The sequence below is a fragment of the Pontibacter sp. 13R65 genome (genome assembly GCF_047525655.1).
Lineage (GTDB): Bacteria > Bacteroidota > Bacteroidia > Cytophagales > Hymenobacteraceae > Pontibacter.
Window position 1 is genome coordinate 66,638 of sequence record NZ_JBLIQL010000009.1, and the last position, 22,259, is coordinate 88,896.

The window sequence follows — 22,259 nt, forward strand, 5'->3', positions numbered from 1 at the left end:
CATTGATCCTTAATCGTCTCACCTTCCAATAATTAAGTGCAAATGATAAATAACCAATTCTTCTAATCAAAATAGCCTTCCGGAGGCAAAATAGTCATTAGTAGGGTAAGGTTTACTATAAACAACAAGAGCCGCTCGGGTAGAGCGGCTCTTGCTATGTTAACTGTTATTCTGTGGAATTTGCTGATTGCCTTGTGGCTTTGCTTCAGATGATGGCTTTCTGTTGCGGTTTTTGTTCCGGTTTCGGTTGCGATTAGAGTTGTCTCCTGCTGCCTGCCCTTCTGCACGTGGTGGACGCTCGTTGGGGGAATTTGAAGCTGTTTTGGCTGCCGGTTTCGGATCGCCTGCCTTGTGCGGTGGCCGTCCGCCTGATCTGGCTGGTTTACCGGAGCGGCTACTATTGCGATTGCCAGCCCCATGACCCCCTCTGCCATTTTTGCTGCCATGCTTGCTATCGAAGCGGCGGGTGGGGTCAAAAGCGGGTCCTTCGCCGAGAACCTCTGGTAAGGGCAGCTTTGGTAGCTCGCGCTCAATCAGTTGCTCTACTTTGCGCACACGGTACATGTCGTTTTCGTTCACGAAAGTAATAGCCATGCCCGTAGAGGCAGCACGTGCTGTACGGCCCACGCGGTGCACATAATCTTCGGCATCCTGCGGCATGTCAAAGTTGATCACATGGCTCAGGCTGTCAATATCAATTCCTCTCGACAAAATATCGGTAGCTACAATAATACGGAGCTGCCTGTTTTTAAAGCGTTGCAGCACTTTCTCGCGCTCGTCCTGCTCCAAGTCAGACTGTATCCCAGCCGCCTCAAAGCCCATTTTTTCAATAGAGCGCACAATCTGGTTTACATTTGATTTGCGTGAGGTAAACACAATCATGCTGTGCACTTCGAGGTCGTTGAGCAGGTGCTCCAGCAAAGGCAATTTCTGGGTGTCGTAGGTCAGGTAGAGGCGTTGGTCTATGCCTTCAGCTGGCTTAGAAATAGCCAAATTTATTTCAGCAGGGTTCTGCAGAATCTGCTTCGATAGATCCCGGATTTTGCGTGGCATGGTGGCCGAGAAGAGCAGCGTCTGCCGCTTAACTGGCAACTGGCGCACAATTTTCAGGATATCATCCATAAAACCCATGTCCATCATTTTGTCGGCTTCGTCGAGCACCAGGTATTCCAACTGGTCGAGGCGCACATAACCCATGGCCATATGCGACATCAGGCGGCCAGGCGTTGCAATAATAATATCGGCACCGCTGGTCAGGGCTCTTTTCTGCTGGTCCCATTCGTCGCCTTTGTTGCCGCCATAAATCGCAATGGAGCTAACAGGGGCAAAGTAGCCAAGGCCTTCTACCTGCTCATCTATCTGCTTGGCCAACTCGCGGGTAGGCACTAGAATAAGTGTGCTGGTATAAGGGTAATTAGCGTGCGAAATTCTATCAATAAGAGGCAGCAGGTAAGCTGCCGTTTTGCCGGTACCTGTCTGGGCGCAGGCAATCATATCTTTACCCTCTATTATGAGCGGTATAGCCTGCTGCTGCACAGGGGTAGGGTTGTTATACCCCATAGATTCTATGCCTGTGAGTACGTCGTCGTGTAAGTTAAAAGAACGAAAGTCCAAAATATAAATAATTTTAATGATCTAATTGCGTGCTGCATCTGCAGCAAGTTACTGGTATGTAAATATACGAAAATTACTTTACTGTTTTCGTGGCAGTGAAAAAGGACCAAAGAGACCGCTCCGAATAAGGTACTGCAGGAAGGTGTGGGGTCAAAAACTTCCGTTTGTCTGGTGTGGGACCCGGTAAATACTTGCCCGTTACCTGTTCGGAATCAGGTATTGGGCTTTCTGCTATAGGTAATAAGGAAAATGTGCTCTATATAGTTGCAGTTGAGAGCTTTAATTTCAGATCAGCAACTGTATTTTAAGTAAATGCAATTAGGATTTAAGTTTTTTTAATGGATGGCATGATGTAATGTGTTGATTATTAGTGTGTATTAGTTATTTAATATATATAGTTTGTTTTATGTTTATTTGAATTGTTCAATTCTGTTGTAACAACTTTTGTATAGGGGCGTAATGTTTACAACATGTGGCATTTATCGATGTTGCAGAAATAATTTTACCTTAACTCAGCCATGAAACGAATTATACAGGAATCACCAAATTTATCTCTGTTGATCGGCGTGAATATTATCAACGCGATCTTCATGTTTGTTCTATAAAACCTACTTTTAGATATAACTGGAAAGGGCAGTGGTGCAGTACGCACGGCTGCCCTTTTTTATGTAGTTGCCGAAAAAATATTTATTTTGGGCTCTTTCGTTACATATCTACATCTGAAATAAAGATTTGTTTTTATGTCAGGACACAGTAAATGGTCAAAAATAAAACGCCAAAAAGGAGCCACAGATGCCAAGCGCTCTAAAGTATTCACCAGGCTGATTAAGGAAATAACCGTAGCCGTAAAAGAGGGTGGCCCAGACCCCGATGGAAATCCCCGGCTCCGCTTAGCCATACAAACCAGCAAAGCTGCCAACATGCCTAAAGACAACATCGAACGGGCTATTAGAAAAGGCGAAGGAGGCGAAGGTAATTACCACGAAGTAACCTACGAAGGCTATGCGACCAATGGCGTGGCTGTGTTTGTAGAGTGCATGACCGACAATATTAACCGAACTGTGCAGAACGTGCGCACCATCTTCAATAAAAACAATGGCAGCCTGGGTACAAACGGTTCCCTGGAGTTTATTTTTGATAGAAAAGGTGTGTTTGTGATCAGGAAAGGAGAAGAGCTGGTAGAGGAGGATGAGCTGACGCTGGAGTTGATTGATGCCGGTGCCGAGGAAGTGGAGTTTGATGAAGAGTATATTACCATTTACTGCGCCATGGAAGATTTTGGCGCGCTTCAGAAGAAAGTGGAGGAACTAAACTTAAACGTTGAATCAGCCGAACTACAGCGTCTTCCCAACACGACAGTGGAGGTACACGAACCGGAAGTGCTCCGTAAAATAATGAAATTTATTGATGCCCTTGAAGACGATGACGATGTGCAAAAGGTTTACCACAATCTGGAGCTGAATGAGGAGCTTGCAAATTTAATGAGTAGTTAAAATAGAGACATCTTTATTGATCTTAATTTTAGGATACCAGCTAAAGGCACTTACCTCACTGGAGTTTCTGATGGCTTCCACAGGTAGGTTATTTGCTGACTAAATGCAAGCCGGAATAGCTGCTCTTCCCGCTTGATGCTGCGCAGTTTGCGGTTGATTTTTCTTGCAAAATGAGAAACCCGTGATATCCCGATTTGCGGATAATGGAAGATTAACATATTAAGCAACTAGAAGCAACGCTATAGCTGGCTGCCAAGCGTTCAAGAGCAGATCAGACATGTTGCTTCTTAGGTAATCTTGCCTGTTTAGTCAATCCTCCTATTCAGTTGTTGCCTTTAACTTAAGCGAAGCTGTGTAAGGGAAGCATAGGCGCTTCTGCCGTTAATGTCTGGTATGATAGTAATTTCCAGCGACTCTACGCTATCTAGTTCCACCGCGTAGTCTTCTAACTCCTCTGTGCTGTGCTCCGGGCTGAAGTTATACTGCTGCCGGACAATCTGGCGGTAAGACTCATCGCCAGTGGGTTGCCAGCGCAGCAGGAACTCCTGAGTACGCTCCTGCCCCCGTACGCGGAAGAGAAGCCGGATGCGGTTGATCCGTTGCGGTGCGTCAAACACGATCCGTATGGTCTGCGTGCCCGGCTGCGCCGCTACCCACCCTTCTTCGTCCTCGGCTGTCTCTGTGAGGGCTGCCTCTATAGGGTGTGCTTCCTCCTCGGAGGAGACTTCTACCTGTGCCAGTTGCTCCAGGTTCATCCAGCCCTGCTGCAGGGGGGAGGCGGTTTGGTTCTGTTGTGGGATTATCTTTTTACGCATAGGTTCTATTTTTTGCTTCTAAGCTAAACTATTACGCGGCAGGCACAGCCAGAAATCCGGACAGGGCAAGAATGATTTTACTCTTTATGGTGCGTAGTAGAAGGCATGTTCATTTTCTTACCTGTATACGGGTAGGGGCGGGATTAAAGCATAAACAGCTGTAAAGAAGTGAAGTGTTGTTAAAGCAAGGCCTGGCAAGTCAGGTTAGAATTGCAATGTTTAATTTCTGAAGCGGAAGAAATAGGATGTTCAAGCGGTTCCACAACTACGTGGAGGATACCGGTATAAGCCTTAGCTGTTGTAACTCTAGCAAAAGATCCATTATAATACCTGTTTTACCAGCTAAAACAGCACATTCAGCTATCTCTCAGTCTCGTATGTAAATAGCTAAACATCCTATCGGGACCTTTCTACCTTTATAATGAGAAAACAGACCTTAAGTCAGGCATTCAGGGACCTGATTACGATTAACCAAGGGCCGTGGAGGTGGAAGGTGGGCATTCAGACGGCTCTGGCCATGGGCTTGCCCTTAAGTCTCTTTACTTTGCTCGGGCATCAGCCCCTGGGGCTAATAGCCTCTCTTGGAGGGTTTACCGCACTCTACTGTGCCTCGATGCGGCGAAGGGACAGAGTCCGTATCCTGCCGCTGATAGCGGTGGGACTGGCACTCGCCTCAGCTCTGGGTGTGCTATGTTCGTCCAGTGTATGGCTAAGCATTTTCTGTCTCATAGCAGTGGCCGCACTTGCCTGTACCTTCACCATCGGGATGGGGCTGGGGCCACCGGGGCCCTTAATGTTCGTGATCGTGTCAGCGGTCAGTACCCGAATAGCCAGCAGCGGTTTTCTCAATGAAACGCATTTTGGCCCTTTCTTTATACCAGCCTTAGTCCTGGTAGGTGCTATTGCGGCTTACCTTATAGTCATAGCCCCTCTGGCACTGCCCTCAGTGCGGGATCGGGAGAAGCTCGCTGCACCACCGCCCCCTCTCCGGTTCAACAAGGGGGCGGTCCTCATTATACTTAGAGTCACGGTGGGAACCGCCATCGCCAGCCTGGCGGGATTGGCTCTAGGAGTAGCGCACTCCTATTGGGTAGTGATCCCTGCCATCGCGGTGCTGCAGGTTGGCCTGAACAGGCAGCAAACCACTACACGCACTTTTCAGCGTGTGCTGGGTACATTTCTTGGTGTCTTCGCCTTTGGTCTCCTTGCCCTTTCTGAGCCGAGGGGAGTTTGGCTGGTGGCGGTTATTATGCTGCTCCAGTTTGCCGTAGAAGTGGTTGTTACTAAAAATTACGGGCTGGCCCTTGTCTTCATCACGCCGTTGGCGCTCACCATAGCCACAGTGTCCCAGGCAGGTGACAGCTTTATTCCGGTGCGCGAAAGGGTTCTTGACACGCTTCTTGGTTCGGCTGTTGCCCTAATGGTGTACTGGGGCAGCGAATGGTTCCGCAGCAGGCAACCACACCAGGATGCTGTCTGACAGTTGAGGGGGCTGCTCCTGAGGGAAGGGTTGGCAATTTTTAAGACAAAGATAGATGGCCAGCGTTCCCTGTTGCTTAGTTGGTTCAATGAGATCTAGCTGCAAATATCTGTAGGTTTACTATAAGTTTTAACGAAGTGACGCAAGGTGAAAGAGCGGACCTGTGGCTAACTCAACATATAAATATATGAGGCAGAAATTATTTCTGCAACCATTTTGTATGAGTTGGGAACAATTAATTATGGTGATTTTGCCCCTCATTTGTACCTGATTTGCCTGATTTTTTTATGAGTGGACAATTAGATAGAATTAAATTAGAGGCTTATTCTGGAACTGAATGAAGAGCTACTGGAGCAATTGGGCTCCTCCAGTAACTGAAGATGTGGTTAATAGATTTAGTCTTTCTTTAAAATGCTGGTAGTGACTAATAAAGCAATGGTTCAGACCTAGTGCAATTCAGGATGTTTTTGCCTCCGGAAGGCCATTTTTATTTAAATAATTAGATGTAGGGAAGTTGGTGCGAGTGCGTAAAGTTCCTGTTTATTTGTAGCTGTGTACAGAAGTAGGAGCTGCTGCAGCGCAAGGTTTAAAATAACTATTTTAATGCGATATCGGTAAAAACACTATCTTAAATACCGTTAGTACGCAAAACTATGGAAGTAGACAGATTGAATAATATTATTGCTGGCTTAGAACAAAAGTCTATTACGAAACAGGCTATTTACCGCAATACAAAAGAAGCTTTTGAGCGAATGAAGTTAATTTCTGTGGATGTAGTAGAGGAACTGACAGACAGGATAACCAGGCAAAATGCAGATGTTGTAATTGAGTACAGAGAAATAAGTGCGCACGAGTTTCATATCAAGTTTTCCGGCGATCTGCTGGTGTTTGTCATGCACTCCAACATCATAACCTTTCCGGATGATTATGAAATTATGCGGAACAAGTACGTAGAAAAAGACTTCAGACGCAGGTTCTTCGGGCACATTATGGCGTATAATTTTATGGCCGATACCATAAAATTCAACAGGCTCGACGACCCAGGTTACCTGATAGGGAGAATGCTCGTGAACATCGAGAACCATTTCATGATTGAGGGGGTGAAGCAAATGGACCTCTCTTATGATCAGATTTCCAAGAACAAAATTACTGATAAAGTTCTTCGTGTAATTGTGGAAAGCGCCATTATTGCCTCCATCAATAACGACCTGATGGGCCAGCCTGTTAGCGATATCGAGAAAATTACTTACAAGCATAAACTCGAGAACCTGCACCTGTCTCGCACGAGCAAATTAGGGTTTATCATGAACCACGAGCTTACACACTAATCTATATAAATAAACGGCAGGAATACCCAGAGCAATGAGCTCGACTGGGTATTCCTGCCGTTTATTTATATAGACGAAGTCTTATTATTACTACATCAGCTCAGACAGTTCCAGCCATCTGAATTCCTTTTCTTCCAACTGCTCGTTAATGCTCTCCAGGTCAGTGGCCCAAGCTGTTAGCTGCGTATGGTCGGTAGTAGTGCCGGCATTCATGGTAGCTATCAGTTCTATTTTGCGGGTTTCCAACTGTGCAATTTCCTTTTCAAGCTTTTCGTATTCTTTTTTCTCATTATAAGTGGCTTTGCGCTTTTCGGGAGCGGCAGGCTGTGTTTTGTTTACCTCCACAGGGGCTACGACAGGAGCAACTTTAGGTGCCGGCTCCTGGTTTTCCTGCTCTTTCAGCCATTCGCGGTAGTCGGTGTAGTTGCCTGGGAAGTTGCGTATCTGGCCTTCGCCCTCAAACACGAACAGGTGCTCCACCAATCGGTCCATAAAGTAACGATCGTGCGATACAATGAGCATACAACCTCCGAAGTTCAGCAGGAAATCTTCGAGGATGTTGAGTGTAATGATATCGAGGTCGTTTGTTGGTTCATCGAGTATCAGGAAGTTCGGGTTCTGGATGAGCACGCGCAGCAGTTGTAACCTTCGTTTCTCGCCTCCGCTCAATTTGCTTACAAAAGTGTACTGCTGTGCTGGTGCAAACTGGAAGTGTTGCAGAAACTGGCTGGCAGTTATTACCTCGCCATTGGCCATTTCTACTACTTCTGCAATGTCTTTTACTATATCAATTACCCGCTGATCTTCCTTAAATGTGAGCTCATTTTGGGTATAATAGCCAAAAACAGTGGTTTGGCCCGCATCTATGGTACCGCTATCGGGAGCCAGTTTGCCAGTGAGCATGTTCAGGAACGTAGATTTGCCGGCTCCGTTAGGCCCTACTATACCTATGCGATCTTTCTTCTTAAATACATAGGAGAAATCGTTTACAATTACTTTTTCGCCATAGTGCTTCGAAATATGATCTACTTCTATGATTTTGCCTCCCTGGCGGGTTGTTTTTACTGAAAGCTCCAGTTGCGGACCAGCTACTTTTTTTGCAGCTTTCTCCTTTAGTTCCTCAAAGGCATCTACGCGATACTTCGCTTTTGTTCCACGTGCCTTTGGTTGCCGCCTGATCCAGTCCAGTTCTTTGCGCATCAGGTTCCGGGCTTTTTCGGTTTCAGCAACAGAGGCCTCTTCGCGCTCTGCCTTTTTCTCCACAAAATAGCTATAGTTGCCTTTGTAGCTGTAGAGGCTGCCATTGTCCAGCTCAGCCACTTCGTTGGCTACTTTATCTAAAAAGTAGCGGTCGTGGGTTACCATGAGCAGCGTAGAGTTTTGGGTAGAGAGTAGGTTCTCGAGCCATTCAATGGTGTCGAGGTCCAAGTGGTTGGTAGGTTCGTCGAGTATGAGCAGATCAGGTTCTTCTATAAGTACCCGGGCCATGGCCACGCGTTTGCGCTGGCCCCCAGACAAAGACTTAATATATTGGTCGAGGTTGTTGATGCCAAGCTTCGACAGAATCTGTTTTACCCGAAGTTCAAAATCCCAAGCTTGCAGCTCATCCATGCGTTCCATAACTTTCTGCATGACCTCGGCACTGGTGTCAGGGTTGGCTATAGCAGCCTCGTAGGCTCTTATAACATCGAGCACATCGCTCTGGCCAGAGAAAATAGACTGTTGCACCGTAAGCTCCTCGTTAAACTCAGGGTTTTGGCCTAAGTAACTCACAGTTATGCCTTTCCGGGTGCTCACACTGCCCTCATCGGGTGGGAGCTTGCCTGCCAGAATATTGAGTAAAGTGGTTTTGCCTGAGCCATTTACACCTACCAGGGCAATGCGCTGGCCCTGGTTTATGCCAAAGTTTTGGTTTCTGAACAACCAGCGGTCGCCGAAGCTTTTAGAGAGGTTTTCTGCAGATAAGTAATTCATGTTACAAATTTACTCATTTCTATTTTTAGAAAGCGGTAAAATAAAAAGAGGCCGGTTTAAAACCGGCCTCTTTTTATTTTTTGTAGATACTGTCTATTACCTCAATGGGTCATCGTGCACATGGTTAGAGCGGTATGCGCCACTTGGTACACGGTGCGTGGTAAGTGATGCCAAAATAGAGAATATACCAAAAACTAAATGCGGAGTATACACATGGTCAGCAAAACCGAATAACCAAGGCGATACGGCCAGAATTACACCAATGCCAAAGTCCATCATAAGGTGTGTCTGCATTGGTATTTTTCGGATGATGCCTACTTCAAAGTCAGTTAAGACAGTTTGCATCAGCACTATTATACCAACAATTACCGGTACCCAGGTTTCTGCGCCACCTGCCGCAAAATTAAATAACCAAGGTGAGGCAATTAGCAAAATACCTACTAAATAATCTAAAATCCCGTGAAATCGGGTTGGAATAAATCTCATATTTTCCTCCTTTCAATTTGATTCTCAAGCTTCGTTATACGCAAAAATATTTAATCGGTTCGAAAGTGCATTTGTATTTTTTCTATTTTTTGGGTCAGACACCACTACTGTTCTGGTTATATAATCATAAAAGGTTTGCTTGCGTCTATCATTAATAATATAAAAAAAACCTGCTAGAAGAGGAATAGAAGACAAGATTTTAGCTATATATCTATAATTGGATTTTAAGAGGTTGATGCGTTTTCCCCGCAGATCGGTTACCTGCAGACCTAACACAAACTTTCCTATAGAAGCCTGCCGTGGAGAGGCTTCTAAGAGGGTGTAGTAAAGCCAGTGAGCCACCAAAAAGTAAGGATTAAAGAATAGTATCTTAAGTTCTACGAGCATTGTCTCTAAAGAAAAACCACTTTGAAAAACACTCTTGTTCCAGCTAAGCATAAGCTCTGGGGCTTTGGCCGCAGAGTAATAGATAAGGGAGTAAAAAAATACGAGTAGGGTAGAGTCTATTAGAAAGGCGACAAAGCGGGCACTTTGGTCTCCGTACAAGGAAGACTTCTGAATAATGGTAGTAGAAGCGAGCCGGGCTTGCAACATAATCTTAAAGTAGGAATTGGGTTGATTATATATGAGGTCGTAGTAAAAGAGCTTTTCAATTATCAGGAGTCTCCCGCCGCCACTCAGGTGCAGGTCCAAGAGCAGCAGGCTAGTATGGTAGGCTTAAATAAATTCTGAAAAGGAAGGGGCGTGAAAGCGGTTTTTAACTTGTTGCAACATACAGTGAAAATTTGTAAACTTCTATGTAAACCGTTTTTATTTTAAATTAAATTCCAAAAAAATCTTTTTTTAGCCAAAGTATAAAATGTTGGTGTGAACAGGGCTTTAATACTAATTTAACTAACTTCGCCTTTCTGATTTAAGAACATGAAAGAGCAACCTGTCGGGATATTTGATAGTGGAATCGGCGGCCTGACCGTGGCACAGGCTATTACAAAAGTGCTGCCTGAGGAGCAGATTATTTATTTTGGCGATACTGCCCACCTGCCATACGGCGATAAATCTACGGCAGCCATACAAGCATATGCTGTTAAGATCTGCGATCTTCTCATCAGGCAGCGCTGCAAAGTGATTCTGATTGCCTGTAACTCTGCTTCTGCAGCGGCTTACGAGCTGGTGAAGGAGTATGTTGGCAGCAAGGCTAAGGTATTAAATGTGATAGACCCGACCATTGCCTACATCGGCCAGAACTACCCTGGCAGAACAATCGGATTGATAGGTACCAAGCAAACCGTAAACTCCGGTGTGTATGAGCGTAAAGTAGAAGAGCTCGGCTCCGATATTGTGCTGAAGTCGGTAGCGACTCCTTTGTTAGCAGCCATGATAGAAGAAGGTTTTTTCAATGACTCCATTTCAGAGAGTGTGATCAACGCTTATCTCTCGGACGAGGGTTTACACGGCGTTGAAGCGCTGATTCTGGCTTGTACCCACTATCCGCTCATCAAGAACCAAATAGCACGCTATTTTGAGGGCAAGGTAGATGTATTGGATGCCAGCCAGATCGTGGCGGAACATGTAAGATCTTATTTGGCGCAGCAAGGCCTGGCGGCAGAGCAATTGGCTGGCGACCATAAGTTTTATGTATCCGATTATACGTATTCCTTTGAAGAATCTACCCGCATTTTCTTTAAGAGACAGGTGCACCTGGAGCATTTTCCGCTCTGGGAGTAGTAGGCGGGTAAACGCAATAGTAGCACGGTTGTTGATGCCGTTTAAGCTGCGGCTTGCAAATATCTAGTAGGAGTTTGCCGCAACCCGATGCGCTGCCTGCTATAAAGTTAGGACAGGCTGCTAAAACTGAAAAATAGCTCCGGAAGGGCATTTTGATTAGAATAATTTGCTTTGAGTCTTCGTTTTAATTTAGGAGGCTGGGTAAGGAAACACCAATCTGGTTTGCTTTTGCGTAGAACAATTGGCGCATACCTACATAACAGGAAAAAGATGAAGAAAAGATATTTAACTATTGGCGACTTTAAACGCAATGCCTTTATTGTGGCTGCCGCCGCTTGCTTGGGGCTAAGCTCCTGCGATACCAACACCAGCAGTAGCAGCAACGAGTGGAATAGTGGAGAAGAGGTAGCCGTGCCGGATGGAATTATAACAGAGCTGACAGAGGAGGCGCCGGACAAATGGAAAATAACCGATGAGCGTACCACCAGCCCCGACAAAAGCATGGCAATTCTCAAATACCAGGATGGGCGTGTGGATACTTTGCAGGGGCTTGCGCTGCAAAACCGAATGAAAGAGGTAGCTAATAACCAAGGCACTTATCAATCTGGAGGCTTCGGTCTGGGCAGCGTGCTTTGGTGGAGCGGAATGGGAATGATGGCCGGTCGTATGATGGCTCCAAGGTCTACTTACTATGCTAATCCTGGTGTTATGAACCGCACAGAGGCCTGGCGTCAGAATGTTCAAAGCTATCGCCAGCGTGCTACCGCACCTACTTCCGGCAGGAGTGGTTACTTCCGGAACAGAAGTACAGGCGCAGGTTCCTGATGCCCGTATCTACTGCTAGAGTAGGCAAATGGGCTGGCTGCTTAAATTATGCTAATGAAAGTCGCCTTCCGGAGCCATTTTAAGGTGCTGGAGCCTAAGGCTTTCTTTTTTGCAGCCTGCCGGCTGAAGTCAGCGCGAGTAACTTGATTAATGTTGTGGAATAAGCTTAAACAATAGATGCACAGTAGCAATAAGAGGAGCATTCAATTAGAGTCTCACCAAGGCGATGTAGACAAGGCTGTACGCGGCCTAGGTTGGGATTGGTGTGTAGAAGACGGATGCGCCAATTACGTGCCCGGTGAAGCAGTTGTGGTAGCCGAATCAGAAGCGGATGACCTGCTGGAGGCTGCTAACAGTTTGTATAACATGATGGTGGAGGCAGTGCCGGAAAACTTGCCAGATGCCTTTCTGAAAGTGCTGGGTATTCCTGAGAACCTATGGCGGCTGGTGCGGCAATCGTGGAACGACGACCGGCAATGGCATTTGTATGGTCGCTTCGATCTGGTACAAACGCCGGAGGGGCCAAAGCTGCTGGAGTTTAATGCCGATACAGCTACCTCAATTCCTGAAACTGCTGTAGTGCAATGGGCCAGCCTAGCGGCGGCAGGAAAAAACGAAGCCAGGCAGTATTCGGGTTTATATGAGGCGCTGGTAGAGCAGTTTAAGTCGTGGCGCATGCTCAACGACGATTTGCCGCCTGCGCTGCTCCTGACTTACCTCGGCGGCAGTGCCGAAGACGAAACCAATTGCGCTGTGCTGGCCCAGGCGGCCTCGGAGGCCGGTTTCGATGCGCATTTATGTCCGATAGGCGATGTCTCTATTTCCACAGAAGGGGTAGACAAAGGTGTCTGGGCGCAGATCGGAGCAGAGCAGTGGCAGCAGTTCCCGTTTTTGTTTAAGCTTTTACCCTGGGAGCAGCTAGCCTGGGAAGAGCCGGAGTTATTGGAAAGCCTGACGCAATTGTCGCGCACAAGAACTGTGGTGATAGCAAACCCGGCTTACACCTTGTTGTTTCAAAGTAAAGGCATGTTAGCCTGGCTCTGGAAAGCTTATCCGTACCACCCGCTGCTACTTGAGGCCGATCTGGAGCCACTCCAGGGGAAATACATCCGAAAGCCATACTTTGGCCGTGAAGGACAAAGCATTGAGGTAGTAGACAAGGTTCGAATTACGCGAATGGGGGGTGAGTATGATCACCAACAGCAGGTGTATCAGCGCTGGTGCGACTTGCCACAAGATGCCAACGGCTACCAATACCAGGCAGGTGTGTTCTGGGCCGGTGAAGGCTGTGCTATTGGATATAGGCGCGAGAAAGGGATTATTACTAACCTCTCTCAATTTGTGCCCCACCTGGTTGGCAACTAATCTTACAAGCTGCTGTGTTGCCTTTTCGCTTGTAAACGTCATATCCGTTTTTAGAATGAGGTAATATTGTTTCCTTGCAATAAGCTGATCTTTTGCTGTGCATTGGGTCTGGGTAACATCTTATCCAGACCCGAAACTAATTTTCTCTGATTTTTCCTTTCTTTCTGCTTCTTTATTGGTGGTGTTATTTTGGGAATAGATGGTCCATAATGGGAATTATGTTCTTCTCAGATGTCTTCATCTCTCTTTCTTTACCAATTTTTTTATCGGTTTTTTTATGATGCCAGCATTAGTAACAAGGCCTAAATGATTGTGAATTAGGAGATAAGGTTTACTAAAGGCTTCTTTAGTAGTAGCGGTGCGGCTTTTTCTGTATAAAATTCAAGATTCAGAATGGTAAATTGTAATTAGGCACGGTTTTGTTCTCCTATTTTAGGAAAGGTAATATAATTACATGTTGCTTTTTGTAGAAAATGTTTTTGTTTTTTTATAACGTAGTAGTATTTTTATATAAAATATAGCTTAATTTTACGTCGTATTTACTTTATCGCAGGAAACAACAACTTGAAAGTTAGTTCCAGAACTGAGTCAAGTTGGGAAACTTTGAAAGTAAGACCAGGTCACAACCTTTGAGCTTAAAATCATTACAACAAAAGTTTATGTCAGCAGTGCCAGATAACAAATGGGAAATCAGTGGAAAGACCAGCTATTGGAGTTGGGATTTAAAGGAATTGTGGGGGTACCGCCACCTGATAAGGAGCCTGGTTCGTCGCGATTTCCTTTTAAATTACCAGCAAACGGTGCTTGGCCCAATTTGGATCTTGATTCAGCCCATTATGACACTGGTAACTTATGTGTTAGTATTCGGTAAGATGGTCGGTATTGCCACTGGATCCATACCACCTGTGTTATTTTATTTTTCAGGCATTGTTCTCTGGAATTTCTTTAATGACAGCTTTACCGGCACTGCTTTTACCTTCAAAGAGAATGCGCACATCTTTAGTAAGGTATACTTTCCGCGCATTATTATGCCCATTTCGGTTATAAGTACACACTTTTTCCGATTTTTAATGCAGTTGGTGCTGTTGGTGCTGCTCATGGGGTATTATGCTTTGCTCTTGGATGCCTCCATTGTGTTTTCCGTTTGGTTGCTGGTTATTCCTGTTATTATTCTGTTTATAGGTACAATTGGTTTATCTCTGGGTTTGTTCTTTTCGGTGCTAACGGCAAAATACCGCGACCTGATAAATCTGGTGAGCCTGGGGGTGCGACTTTTTATGTTTGTTACTCCTGTTATTTACCCGATCGGGTCGGTGCCGGAAAAGGTGCGCTGGATGGTTGAATTAAATCCCCTTACGCCATTGTTTGAGCTTTTCCGGTTCTCGCTCCTGGGCGAAGGCACCGTAACTGTAAATGGCCTGCTCTATAGTGTTTGCTTTACAGTTATAGCCCTTTTGCTTTCCTCGCTGCTGTTCAACAAACAAGGCGATAAATTAATAGATATTGTTTAAGGTTTACAGCAATGGCAGATACTATAATCACAGTCGAGGAGCTATCCAAACTATATAAGCTAGGCACAATTGGAACTGGCTCTCTCCGGCAGGACATCCAACGCTGGTGGAATTCTTCAGTCCTGAAAAAGCAAGACCCATTCTTTTCTCTAGACGGAAACGATAAAACAGAAAGCAGCCAATACCTGTGGGCATTGCGCGATGTGAATTTTGAAGTAAAACGTGGCGAAGCACTTGGCATTATCGGTAGCAACGGCTCTGGCAAATCTACTCTGCTAAAAATTATTTCGCGCATTGTGCGCCCTACACATGGTACTGTGCGAGGCAATGGCAAAGTAAGCAGTCTGCTGGAGGTAGGGACAGGTTTCCACCAGGAATTAACCGGACGCGAGAACATTTTTATAAGCGGCTATATCCTAGGTATGACCCGCCAGGAAATAAGAAGTAAGTTTGATGAAATTGTGGCATTCTCCGGCATAGAGCAGTTTATAGATACGCCTGTTAAAAGATACTCATCTGGTATGTACGTTCGCCTTGCCTTTGCAGTGGCAGCCCACCTAGAGCCGGATATTCTGATCGTGGATGAAGTGCTGGCTGTGGGCGATGCTGATTTCCAGAAAAAGTGCCTGGGCAAGATGCGGGAAGTGTCGCAAAGCGAAGGAAGAACAGTGCTGTTTGTGAGCCACTCTATGCAAGCAGTCAATAACCTATGTGATACCGCTTTATGGCTCAACAAGGGAAGGATGCAGGCAATAGGTCCTGTGCACAATGTGGTTAATAAATACATTACTCAGGTTCAACAAAACAAATTGAAGCAGGAGTGGGAGAGTCCGCAAACTGCGCCAGGAAATGATATAATCCGGTTTAAGAAATTGGAGCTGGTACCTCAGCTAGAGTTCCCAAATGCGCCGTTAGACATCCGCGTGCCTATGAAGGTTAAATTCCAGTTCTGGAACATGCAGGATGATCTGAGTATCAGCGCCAATATATTGCTTTTCTCTTATGGAGGAGATTGCATTTTTGATGTTCCTTCTCCTGCAGTTCTATGCCAGAAAGGATTAGTAGAAGGAGAATGTGAGATTCCTGGTAATTTCCTGAACGATGGGGCATATTACATTAGCCTGTATGTGGTAAAAGATACTACTACAGAGCTATATGCGTTCGAGGAGTGTCTGTCTTTTGAATTAGAAGATTTTAGAGGAGACATTAAGTGGTATGGCAAATGGTGGGGCGCTGTTAGACCGAAGCTGCCATTTGCGCTAAAGCAAAATGAATCAGCGTTTGTCTTAACCTAAGCCTTCCACATGAAAAAATATTGCCCATATCAGATTTCCCATATATACTTGAATGAGATAGTTGTCTTGCCCTTGCTCCATAATTCAGATCAGGGGAACTATGTCATGTTCTGGTGGAAAAGTGTTGCGTTAGGCGAAGTTTTTTTTAACCCTGGAGAAGGAATTGGGGAAGAACGGTTGGTTAGTGAAATGGTAAAAGCCATTTTCCCTACCCTTGCATTTTACGGGGGCGACAAACCTGCCATAGATTTGCAAAATATGGTGCAAGCTAAAGATTGTCAAAATTTTACTGTTTACTTGGACTCACTTTTTAATGCAAATATAGAGGAGGAGATTCCGTCTAAATTACCTGTATCTGTTATAATATGCACTAGAAACAGGTCTAAATATTTGACTAAGTGTTTACAGTTATTGAGAGGTTTGGTTTACCAGCCTGAAGAGATTATAGTGGTGGATAATGCGCCAACTGACAGTACAACAGAAGAGGCAGTGAGGCAGTTTGGGGAGGCTACCTATATTAAAGAGCCTCGGGCTGGATTGGATTTTGCCAGAAATACGGGTGTAAAGCAGGCACGTAACACAATCGTAGCTTTTGTAGATGATGACGTGGTGGTACACCCTCTGTGGGTGCTGCACGTTTGGAAGACATTTAAAGATACTGAGACTATGGCCTTGACTGGCTTGGTTATCGCCTCGGAGTTATCAACAGAGTCGCAGTTTATTTTTGAGAAGTATTGGAGTTTTAACAGAGGGTACATAGACAAGTATTACGATTCCACCTACTTCCACAAACATCTTTATCATGGGCCGCCGGTATGGGAAATCGGGGCCGGGGCTAATATGGCTTTCAGGAAATCGGTTTTCGAGGAGGTAGGCTATTTTGATGAATTGCTGGATGCAGGTGCAGCAGGTTGCAACGGTGACTCTGAGATGTGGTTTAGGATACTTAGGCATGGTTTTAAAATCCACTATAATCCTCGTGCTATTGTATGCCATGAGCATAGGAAAGGGCTTAAAGAACTGAAAAGTCAGATTTTCTTTTACATGCGAGGCTTTACAGCAGCTGCCTTAATTCAGCAAAAGCAACTTGGGCTGGCGAATTATAAAAAACGCTTATTCCGTTCTATGCCGAAACATTATTGGCGGTTAATTATCGCAGGTTTCCCAAACTATCGCGGACGAAACCGAACCCTATGGGCAGAGATAAAAGGTACGTTATCAGGACATTTGTTTTATTACCGAAACAAAAAGACTGTTGCAGTTAAGCAGCATTCATACACTGCACTTAAAGAAAAAAAAATGATTTAACGCTGTCGATATGGTCCTTTCATACCAAGCCAGAATAAAGGAAAAACTCAATTGGGATACGGTGCAGGTGCTTGTAACTCCTTTAGTCTCGGTTATAATTCCTTCTTATAACCACGGCAACTTTCTTCTGGAGGCATTTAAAAGCGTTTGGGAACAAGATTATCCTACTTTTGAAATTATTGTCGTCGATGATGGTTCTGAAGATAATACGGCAGAAGTTGCCCAAAGTGCCATGGGTGTGGTATATATCTACCAGAAGAACCAAGGGCTTTCTGCCGCAAGGAACACAGGTATTAAGAATGCAAAGGGTGAGTTGCTTGTTTTTCTAGATGCCGATGATTGGCTCCTGCCAGGCGCGATTGCTACCAATGTTGCCTATTTGCAGGAAAATCAACAGCTAGCCTTTGTATCTGGGGCACACGACAAAGTGTATGAGGAAGAGGGGCTTGTGGTGGAGGAAATAAACGAGATAAGTTCAGATCACTACCTGAATTTATTACAAGGAAACTACATAGGCATGCATGCCACAGTTATGTATCGGCGTTGGGTGTTTGATGAGTTTTTATACGACACTTCTCTGAAGAACTGCGAAGATTATGATATATATCTTAAGGTAGCCCGAAAGTACCCTGTGCAGCACCATACAAAAAGGATTGCGGCCTATAGGCTTCACAATTCCAATATGTCAGGCCAGATTCCTGCTATGTTGAAGGGCGTGCTTTTTGTGCTGGATCGTCAGAGGGAGCTGGTAACAACGGATAGTGAACGGAAAGCTTACTTAAAAGGGAAAAGCATCTGGAAGAATTATTACTGTCAGCAACTGTACAAAAGAGAAGTGGCCAATAATTCAGCCTTTCCTTACCGAACTCTTTTTACTTTTTTAAAACACAAGCCAACTCTTTTATTTAGATATTTTTTAAGGAAGCCCGCCATGATCAAATCAATGTTGAAGAAAAGTACTCCCGCCTTTGGGTTAAGGTGGATACATAAAATTTTTTTGCATAAAAAATATGTGCCACCTGTTGGCAAAGTTAGATTTGGCGACTTTGCTGGGACTACACCTTTTAGCAACAAATTTGGTTACGACAGAGGGGGGCCTGTAGATCGTTATTATATAGAAAACTTCCTGCAGAAAGAAGCAGCAGTTATCAAAGGCAGAGTATTAGAAATTGGCGACAATGAATACACCATGCAGTATGGAGGCAAGCAGGTTATAAAAAGCGATATTCTACACGTGAATGATAGTAATAAGCGTGCTACACTTATTGGCGATTTAAGTGCAGCACCTCAAATTCCAGATAATACTTTCGATTGTATTGTGCTGACACAGACTTTACACCTTATATACGATTTCAAAGGCGCCTTGGCAACTTGCCACCGCATCCTGAAGCCAGGAGGGGCTTTGTTGTTAACTGTTCCTTACATCACCTCTGTGGCTAATGATGAGTGGGGAGGAACTTGGTATTGGTCGTTTACAGACAAGGTGCTTCGTATGCTAATGGCAGAATCTTTTCCTGGAGGAGAAGTTGAGGTAGGTTCTTATGGCAATGTGCTTGCTGCCTCTGCATTTTTATATGGCATGGGGCACTCTGAGCTATCTACTAAAGAACTTGATGCTTATGATCCGCAGTTTCAGGTGATTAATACTGTTAAAGCTATTAAAGCATAGTTTTTTGAAAGCTCAGTTACACTACCTATATAAGAAGTACTTTCAGGCAAAAGCGCTGGTGCTGATGTATCATCGTATTGCGGAACCGAAGTCAGATGTGTGGGATATAGCCGTAAGTCCTACTCATTTCGAAGCGCATCTGCAGGTATTGAGTAGACTTGGGAACGTTGTGCCACTTCAAGCATTGGCAGAAGGAGTGAAAAACCGCAAGCTAAAGAGAAACAGTATAGCTATAACGTTCGATGATGGCTACCAGGATAATTACTTGGTAGCAAAGCCACTGTTGGAGAAGTACGGGTTGCCAGCCACTTTTTTTGTTTCTACGGGCAATATTGGGGAAACAAAAGAATTTTGGTGGGATGAGCTGGAGGAAATAATATTATACGCTCCTCTTTTGCCCGCTCGTGTGGAAATAAACATAAATGGGCAATTAATTAGCAGTTGTTTAAGCGATGAGGCAATATTAGAACATGAAGTTGCCATAAAACATCAGAATTGGAATGCTTGCCAAGACACTCCTCCAACCAAACGAAGCCTGCTGTTTTATGAACTATGGAAAAATCTTCGGCCATTGCCTGTTCAGGAACAACAGCAGTGTTTGGATGAGATACGAAAGTGGACGGACAATTTAGGGGGAGCTCGTTCTGATTATTTTAGTATGACGACAGCACAACTCAAAGAGTTAAGCGGTAACAGTTTGTTTACTATAGGAGCACATACTGTAACACATGTTGCGCTGGCTCACCATACTAAAGAAATTCAGCAACTGGAGATACAGAATAATATAAAGTCTCTGCAGCAGATAATAGGCAAAAGTATAGAATTGCTCGCATACCCGTATGGCAATTATAATGAAGAAACAGTGGAAATAGCAGAAAATTTGAATTTTAATGCTGCTTTTACTACGGAGGAGCAGGCTATAATTACCAAGACTCCTGCCTACCAGATGGGTAGATTTCAAGTAGCAAATTGGGATCGAGAAGTTTTTTCGAACAAGCTAAGGCAATGGATTCAATAATTAATCCGGTTATGAATAACTCAACCAATTATCAACCACTGGTATCTGTGATTGTTCCTTTCATGAATGAAGAGCAATTTCTTGGAGAGGCAATAGAGAGTGTACTGCAGCAGAACTATGCCAATTGGGAGTTATTACTGATCGACGATGGCTCAACGAACAGGAGTACACAAATTGCAAAAGAATTTGCCATTAAGAATCCTGATAGAATATTTTATATTGAGCACGAAGGCCACGCAAATAAAGGCGCGACAGTTAGTCGAAACTTGGGCGTACACCAGGCTAAAGGTACTTTAATAGCACTTCTTGATGCAGATGATAAGTGGCTACCCAATAAATTGTCGCACCAGGTATCTCTCTTCGAAACTTTCACCGAAATAGATATGGTGGCAGAAGCCTCGGTTTATTGGTATAGTTGGAACGAGTCATCCAAAAGGGATTTTTTAATACCAGTTGGAGCAAAGGCTGAAACGGTTTATAAGCCAACACAGCTTATATATAAGATATACCCATTGCAAGATGCCGCCGCACCTGCTCCATGTGCATTAATGGTGAAAAAGTCTGCACTTCAAGGTGTTGGGGGCTTTGAGAATTCTTTTGTTCAGCAGTACCAACTGTATGAGGACCAGGCGCTGTTATGTAAGTTGTACTTCAACTGCCACGTATATGTATCTTCAGCTTGTAATAATTTGTATCGCCAGCGGCCTGGATCTACAGTAAAGAAAGTAAAAGAAAATGGTCAATATCACGCTGTGAGACATTATTTTTTGGAATGGCTGCACGATTATACTGTAAAAAATAATTTTTTAGATGATAAGCTAGACCTGCTTTTAAAAAAAGCTTTGTTTCCATATCATCATCCCACACTTTACTTCTTATCCCACACATTGCCTAGACAGGTAGTGCAACTTTCTAAAAAAGCTGTTCCAGGCCCTATTAAAGACCTGATAAAAAAACAATTCCACCTAGCAAAGTAGCAAGAACATATGCCTGCGCTTACAGTACTAATGCCGGTTTACAACGCAGAAATGTTTTTGGCTGAGGCCATAGATAGTATTCTACAGCAAACATATTCAGATTTTGAATTTTTAATTGTTGATGATGGGTCTACAGATAACACGGCACATATTGTAAAGTCTTATGCAGACCCAAGGATCAGGTTTATCCAGAATGAGCAGAACCTGGGAATTTCTGAAACATTAAATAGAGGCATACGACTGGCAAATGCTCCGATTATTGCCCGCATGGATGCCGACGATATCAGCCTGCCAAACCGATTAGAGAAGCAGGTAGCCTATTTAGATGCTCATACTGATTGTGCAATGGTATCCTCTTTAGTGCAGGTGATGTCGGAGAGCAAAGAGTTTATAAGGATAGATCGATTCAGGAGCGAGTTTTTTTATTACAATCTCACCTTTGTCTGTTGGATATACCATCCTACCGTGATGTACAGAAAATCTGCTGTTGAGGCTGTAGGAATGTATACTGAGCCCTATGCAGAAGATTTTGAGTTATTCTGGCAGCTATCCAGAAAGTACAAAATTTATAATTTACCGGAAGTGTTGTTGCATTACCGCATGTCCAGTCAGAGTTTACATCAAGTACTGAAAAAGCAAGAGTATGAGCTAGCGCAGCACACGCAACTGCTTCGGAATTTTAGATACTATGTAGGAAACGATTTTGCCCTTTCTTACAGCCATATAGAGTGCTTGCAACATAATTTCGAGCCTCTACTGGAGGAGGCTAGTGTATATAGTGTAGTGCAATGTTTACGTAAGTTAGATAGGATAACGGAGGGAATTTTAGAGAAAGAAAATGTGAATAGAAATAAGGCAGCACTAAAACTGGCTGCTTTTTACAAGAGAAAGTACATTATTAAATTTTTTATGGAGCAGTTTTCTAAACCTCAGAATGCTTATTTACTCTTGCTTGATTTTAACACAAGGTTTCTTTTATACTTTGTTAAGAATAAACTTAAACTGGCTTTCGGAAAAGTTAACTAAAGTTTATTTTTTTAAAGGTTAAAGCCTTTTAGAATATACATCTATAATAGAAGTATTATGCTCCTGCAACACTAGTAAGAGAAAAAGCTTATCCTTTAGCTGTTAAAATTTTTACTCTGATTACAATCAGGCTACTCAATCTGGTACAACACTTTTTTTATAAGAGCTTTAAAAGGAAGGAGAGAAGGACTTAGATTTCTGAGATGCTCTTTAAAAGAAAGTCGGTTGTAAATGCTGATTAAAGGTTTCTGAGGTATTTATTGTTAAACGAAAATAACAAATAATTTATTTTTTAATGCAAATAAGCCAGCTTGTAATAGTATAAAAAAAATATTTTTTTCGATATTTGG

Annotated in this window: 18 protein-coding genes; 13 read left to right on the top strand and 5 right to left on the bottom strand. The window is 44.0% G+C overall.

From position 1 onward, the window contains the following. Positions 1-159: 159 nt before the first annotated feature. Positions 160-1,560, bottom strand: coding sequence for a DEAD/DEAH box helicase (locus tag ACMA1I_RS12675; protein WP_337068828.1), 1,401 nt, complete (start codon positions 1,558-1,560; stop codon positions 160-162). A gap of 794 nt (positions 1,561-2,354) precedes the next feature. On the opposite strand from ACMA1I_RS12675, the gene ACMA1I_RS12680 reads away from it, so the two are divergent. After that, the gene (locus ACMA1I_RS12680; protein WP_337068723.1) at positions 2,355-3,107 is read left to right on the top strand and encodes a YebC/PmpR family DNA-binding transcriptional regulator; all 753 of its coding nucleotides are present in this window, start codon (positions 2,355-2,357) and stop codon (positions 3,105-3,107) included. A gap of 335 nt (positions 3,108-3,442) precedes the next feature. On the opposite strand, the gene ACMA1I_RS12685 is transcribed toward ACMA1I_RS12680, so the two are convergent. After that, positions 3,443-3,922, bottom strand: coding sequence for a hypothetical protein (locus ACMA1I_RS12685; protein ID WP_337068724.1), 480 nt, complete (start codon positions 3,920-3,922; stop codon positions 3,443-3,445). A 493-nt stretch (positions 3,923-4,415) separates the two neighbouring features. On the opposite strand from ACMA1I_RS12685, the gene ACMA1I_RS12690 reads away from it, so the two are divergent. Both ACMA1I_RS12690 and ACMA1I_RS12695 read left to right on the top strand, forming a co-directional pair. Further along, complete coding sequence (locus tag ACMA1I_RS12690) at positions 4,416-5,402, top strand: FUSC family protein (RefSeq protein WP_414703910.1); 987 nt, start codon at positions 4,416-4,418, stop codon at positions 5,400-5,402. 653 nt (positions 5,403-6,055) lie between these two features. After that, entirely contained in the window at positions 6,056-6,730 is a 675-nt protein-coding gene (locus ACMA1I_RS12695; protein WP_337068726.1) for a hypothetical protein, read from the top strand. Between the two features lie 90 nt (positions 6,731-6,820). On the opposite strand, the gene ACMA1I_RS12700 is transcribed toward ACMA1I_RS12695, so the two are convergent. The 3 genes from ACMA1I_RS12700 to ACMA1I_RS12710 all read right to left on the bottom strand — a co-directional run bounded on the left by ACMA1I_RS12700 (position 6,821) and on the right by ACMA1I_RS12710 (position 9,784). Next, positions 6,821-8,704 carry an ABC-F family ATP-binding cassette domain-containing protein gene (locus ACMA1I_RS12700; protein WP_337068727.1) on the bottom strand — a complete coding sequence of 628 codons (1,884 nt, stop codon included), beginning with the start codon at positions 8,702-8,704 and terminating at the stop codon, positions 6,821-6,823. A 96-nt stretch (positions 8,705-8,800) separates the two neighbouring features. Continuing rightward, entirely contained in the window at positions 8,801-9,190 is a 390-nt protein-coding gene (locus ACMA1I_RS12705) for an SPW repeat protein (RefSeq protein WP_337068728.1), read from the bottom strand. 24 nt (positions 9,191-9,214) lie between these two features. Beyond that, a complete protein-coding gene (locus ACMA1I_RS12710) occupies positions 9,215-9,784 on the bottom strand; it encodes an RDD family protein (RefSeq protein ID WP_337068729.1) in 570 nt (189 codons plus the stop codon). Positions 9,785-10,111: 327 nt separating this feature from the next. On the opposite strand from ACMA1I_RS12710, the gene murI reads away from it, so the two are divergent. The 10 genes from murI (at position 10,112) to ACMA1I_RS12760 (ending at position 21,909) form a co-directional block, all read left to right on the top strand. Then, positions 10,112-10,915 (top strand): glutamate racemase, encoded by an 804-nt coding sequence (murI, locus tag ACMA1I_RS12715; RefSeq protein WP_337068730.1) that lies wholly within the window; start codon positions 10,112-10,114, stop codon positions 10,913-10,915. A gap of 270 nt (positions 10,916-11,185) precedes the next feature. Then, positions 11,186-11,740, top strand: coding sequence for a hypothetical protein (locus ACMA1I_RS12720; protein WP_337068731.1), 555 nt, complete (start codon positions 11,186-11,188; stop codon positions 11,738-11,740). A 177-nt stretch (positions 11,741-11,917) separates the two neighbouring features. Next, positions 11,918-13,105: a glutathionylspermidine synthase family protein gene (locus ACMA1I_RS12725; protein ID WP_337068732.1), complete on the top strand. Its 1,188-nt coding sequence runs from the start codon at positions 11,918-11,920 to the stop codon at positions 13,103-13,105. Between the two features lie 659 nt (positions 13,106-13,764). Beyond that, positions 13,765-14,616: an ABC transporter permease gene (locus ACMA1I_RS12730; protein WP_337068733.1), complete on the top strand. Its 852-nt coding sequence runs from the start codon at positions 13,765-13,767 to the stop codon at positions 14,614-14,616. Between the two features lie 11 nt (positions 14,617-14,627). Further along, positions 14,628-15,911, top strand: coding sequence for an ABC transporter ATP-binding protein (locus ACMA1I_RS12735; RefSeq protein ID WP_337068734.1), 1,284 nt, complete (start codon positions 14,628-14,630; stop codon positions 15,909-15,911). Between the two features lie 9 nt (positions 15,912-15,920). Further along, positions 15,921-17,219, top strand: coding sequence for a glycosyltransferase family 2 protein (locus tag ACMA1I_RS12740; RefSeq protein ID WP_337068735.1), 1,299 nt, complete (start codon positions 15,921-15,923; stop codon positions 17,217-17,219). A 10-nt stretch (positions 17,220-17,229) separates the two neighbouring features. Continuing rightward, positions 17,230-18,888, top strand: a complete 1,659-nt coding sequence (locus ACMA1I_RS12745) for a glycosyltransferase (protein ID WP_337068736.1) — start codon at positions 17,230-17,232, stop codon at positions 18,886-18,888. Between the two features lie 64 nt (positions 18,889-18,952). Then, positions 18,953-19,906 carry a polysaccharide deacetylase family protein gene (locus ACMA1I_RS12750; RefSeq protein WP_337068737.1) on the top strand — a complete coding sequence of 318 codons (954 nt, stop codon included), beginning with the start codon at positions 18,953-18,955 and terminating at the stop codon, positions 19,904-19,906. Between the two features lie 11 nt (positions 19,907-19,917). Further along, positions 19,918-20,883 carry a glycosyltransferase family A protein gene (locus ACMA1I_RS12755; protein WP_337068738.1) on the top strand — a complete coding sequence of 322 codons (966 nt, stop codon included), beginning with the start codon at positions 19,918-19,920 and terminating at the stop codon, positions 20,881-20,883. Positions 20,884-20,892: 9 nt separating this feature from the next. Continuing rightward, a complete protein-coding gene (locus tag ACMA1I_RS12760) occupies positions 20,893-21,909 on the top strand; it encodes a glycosyltransferase family 2 protein (protein ID WP_337068739.1) in 1,017 nt (338 codons plus the stop codon). Positions 21,910-22,259 lie beyond the last annotated feature (350 nt).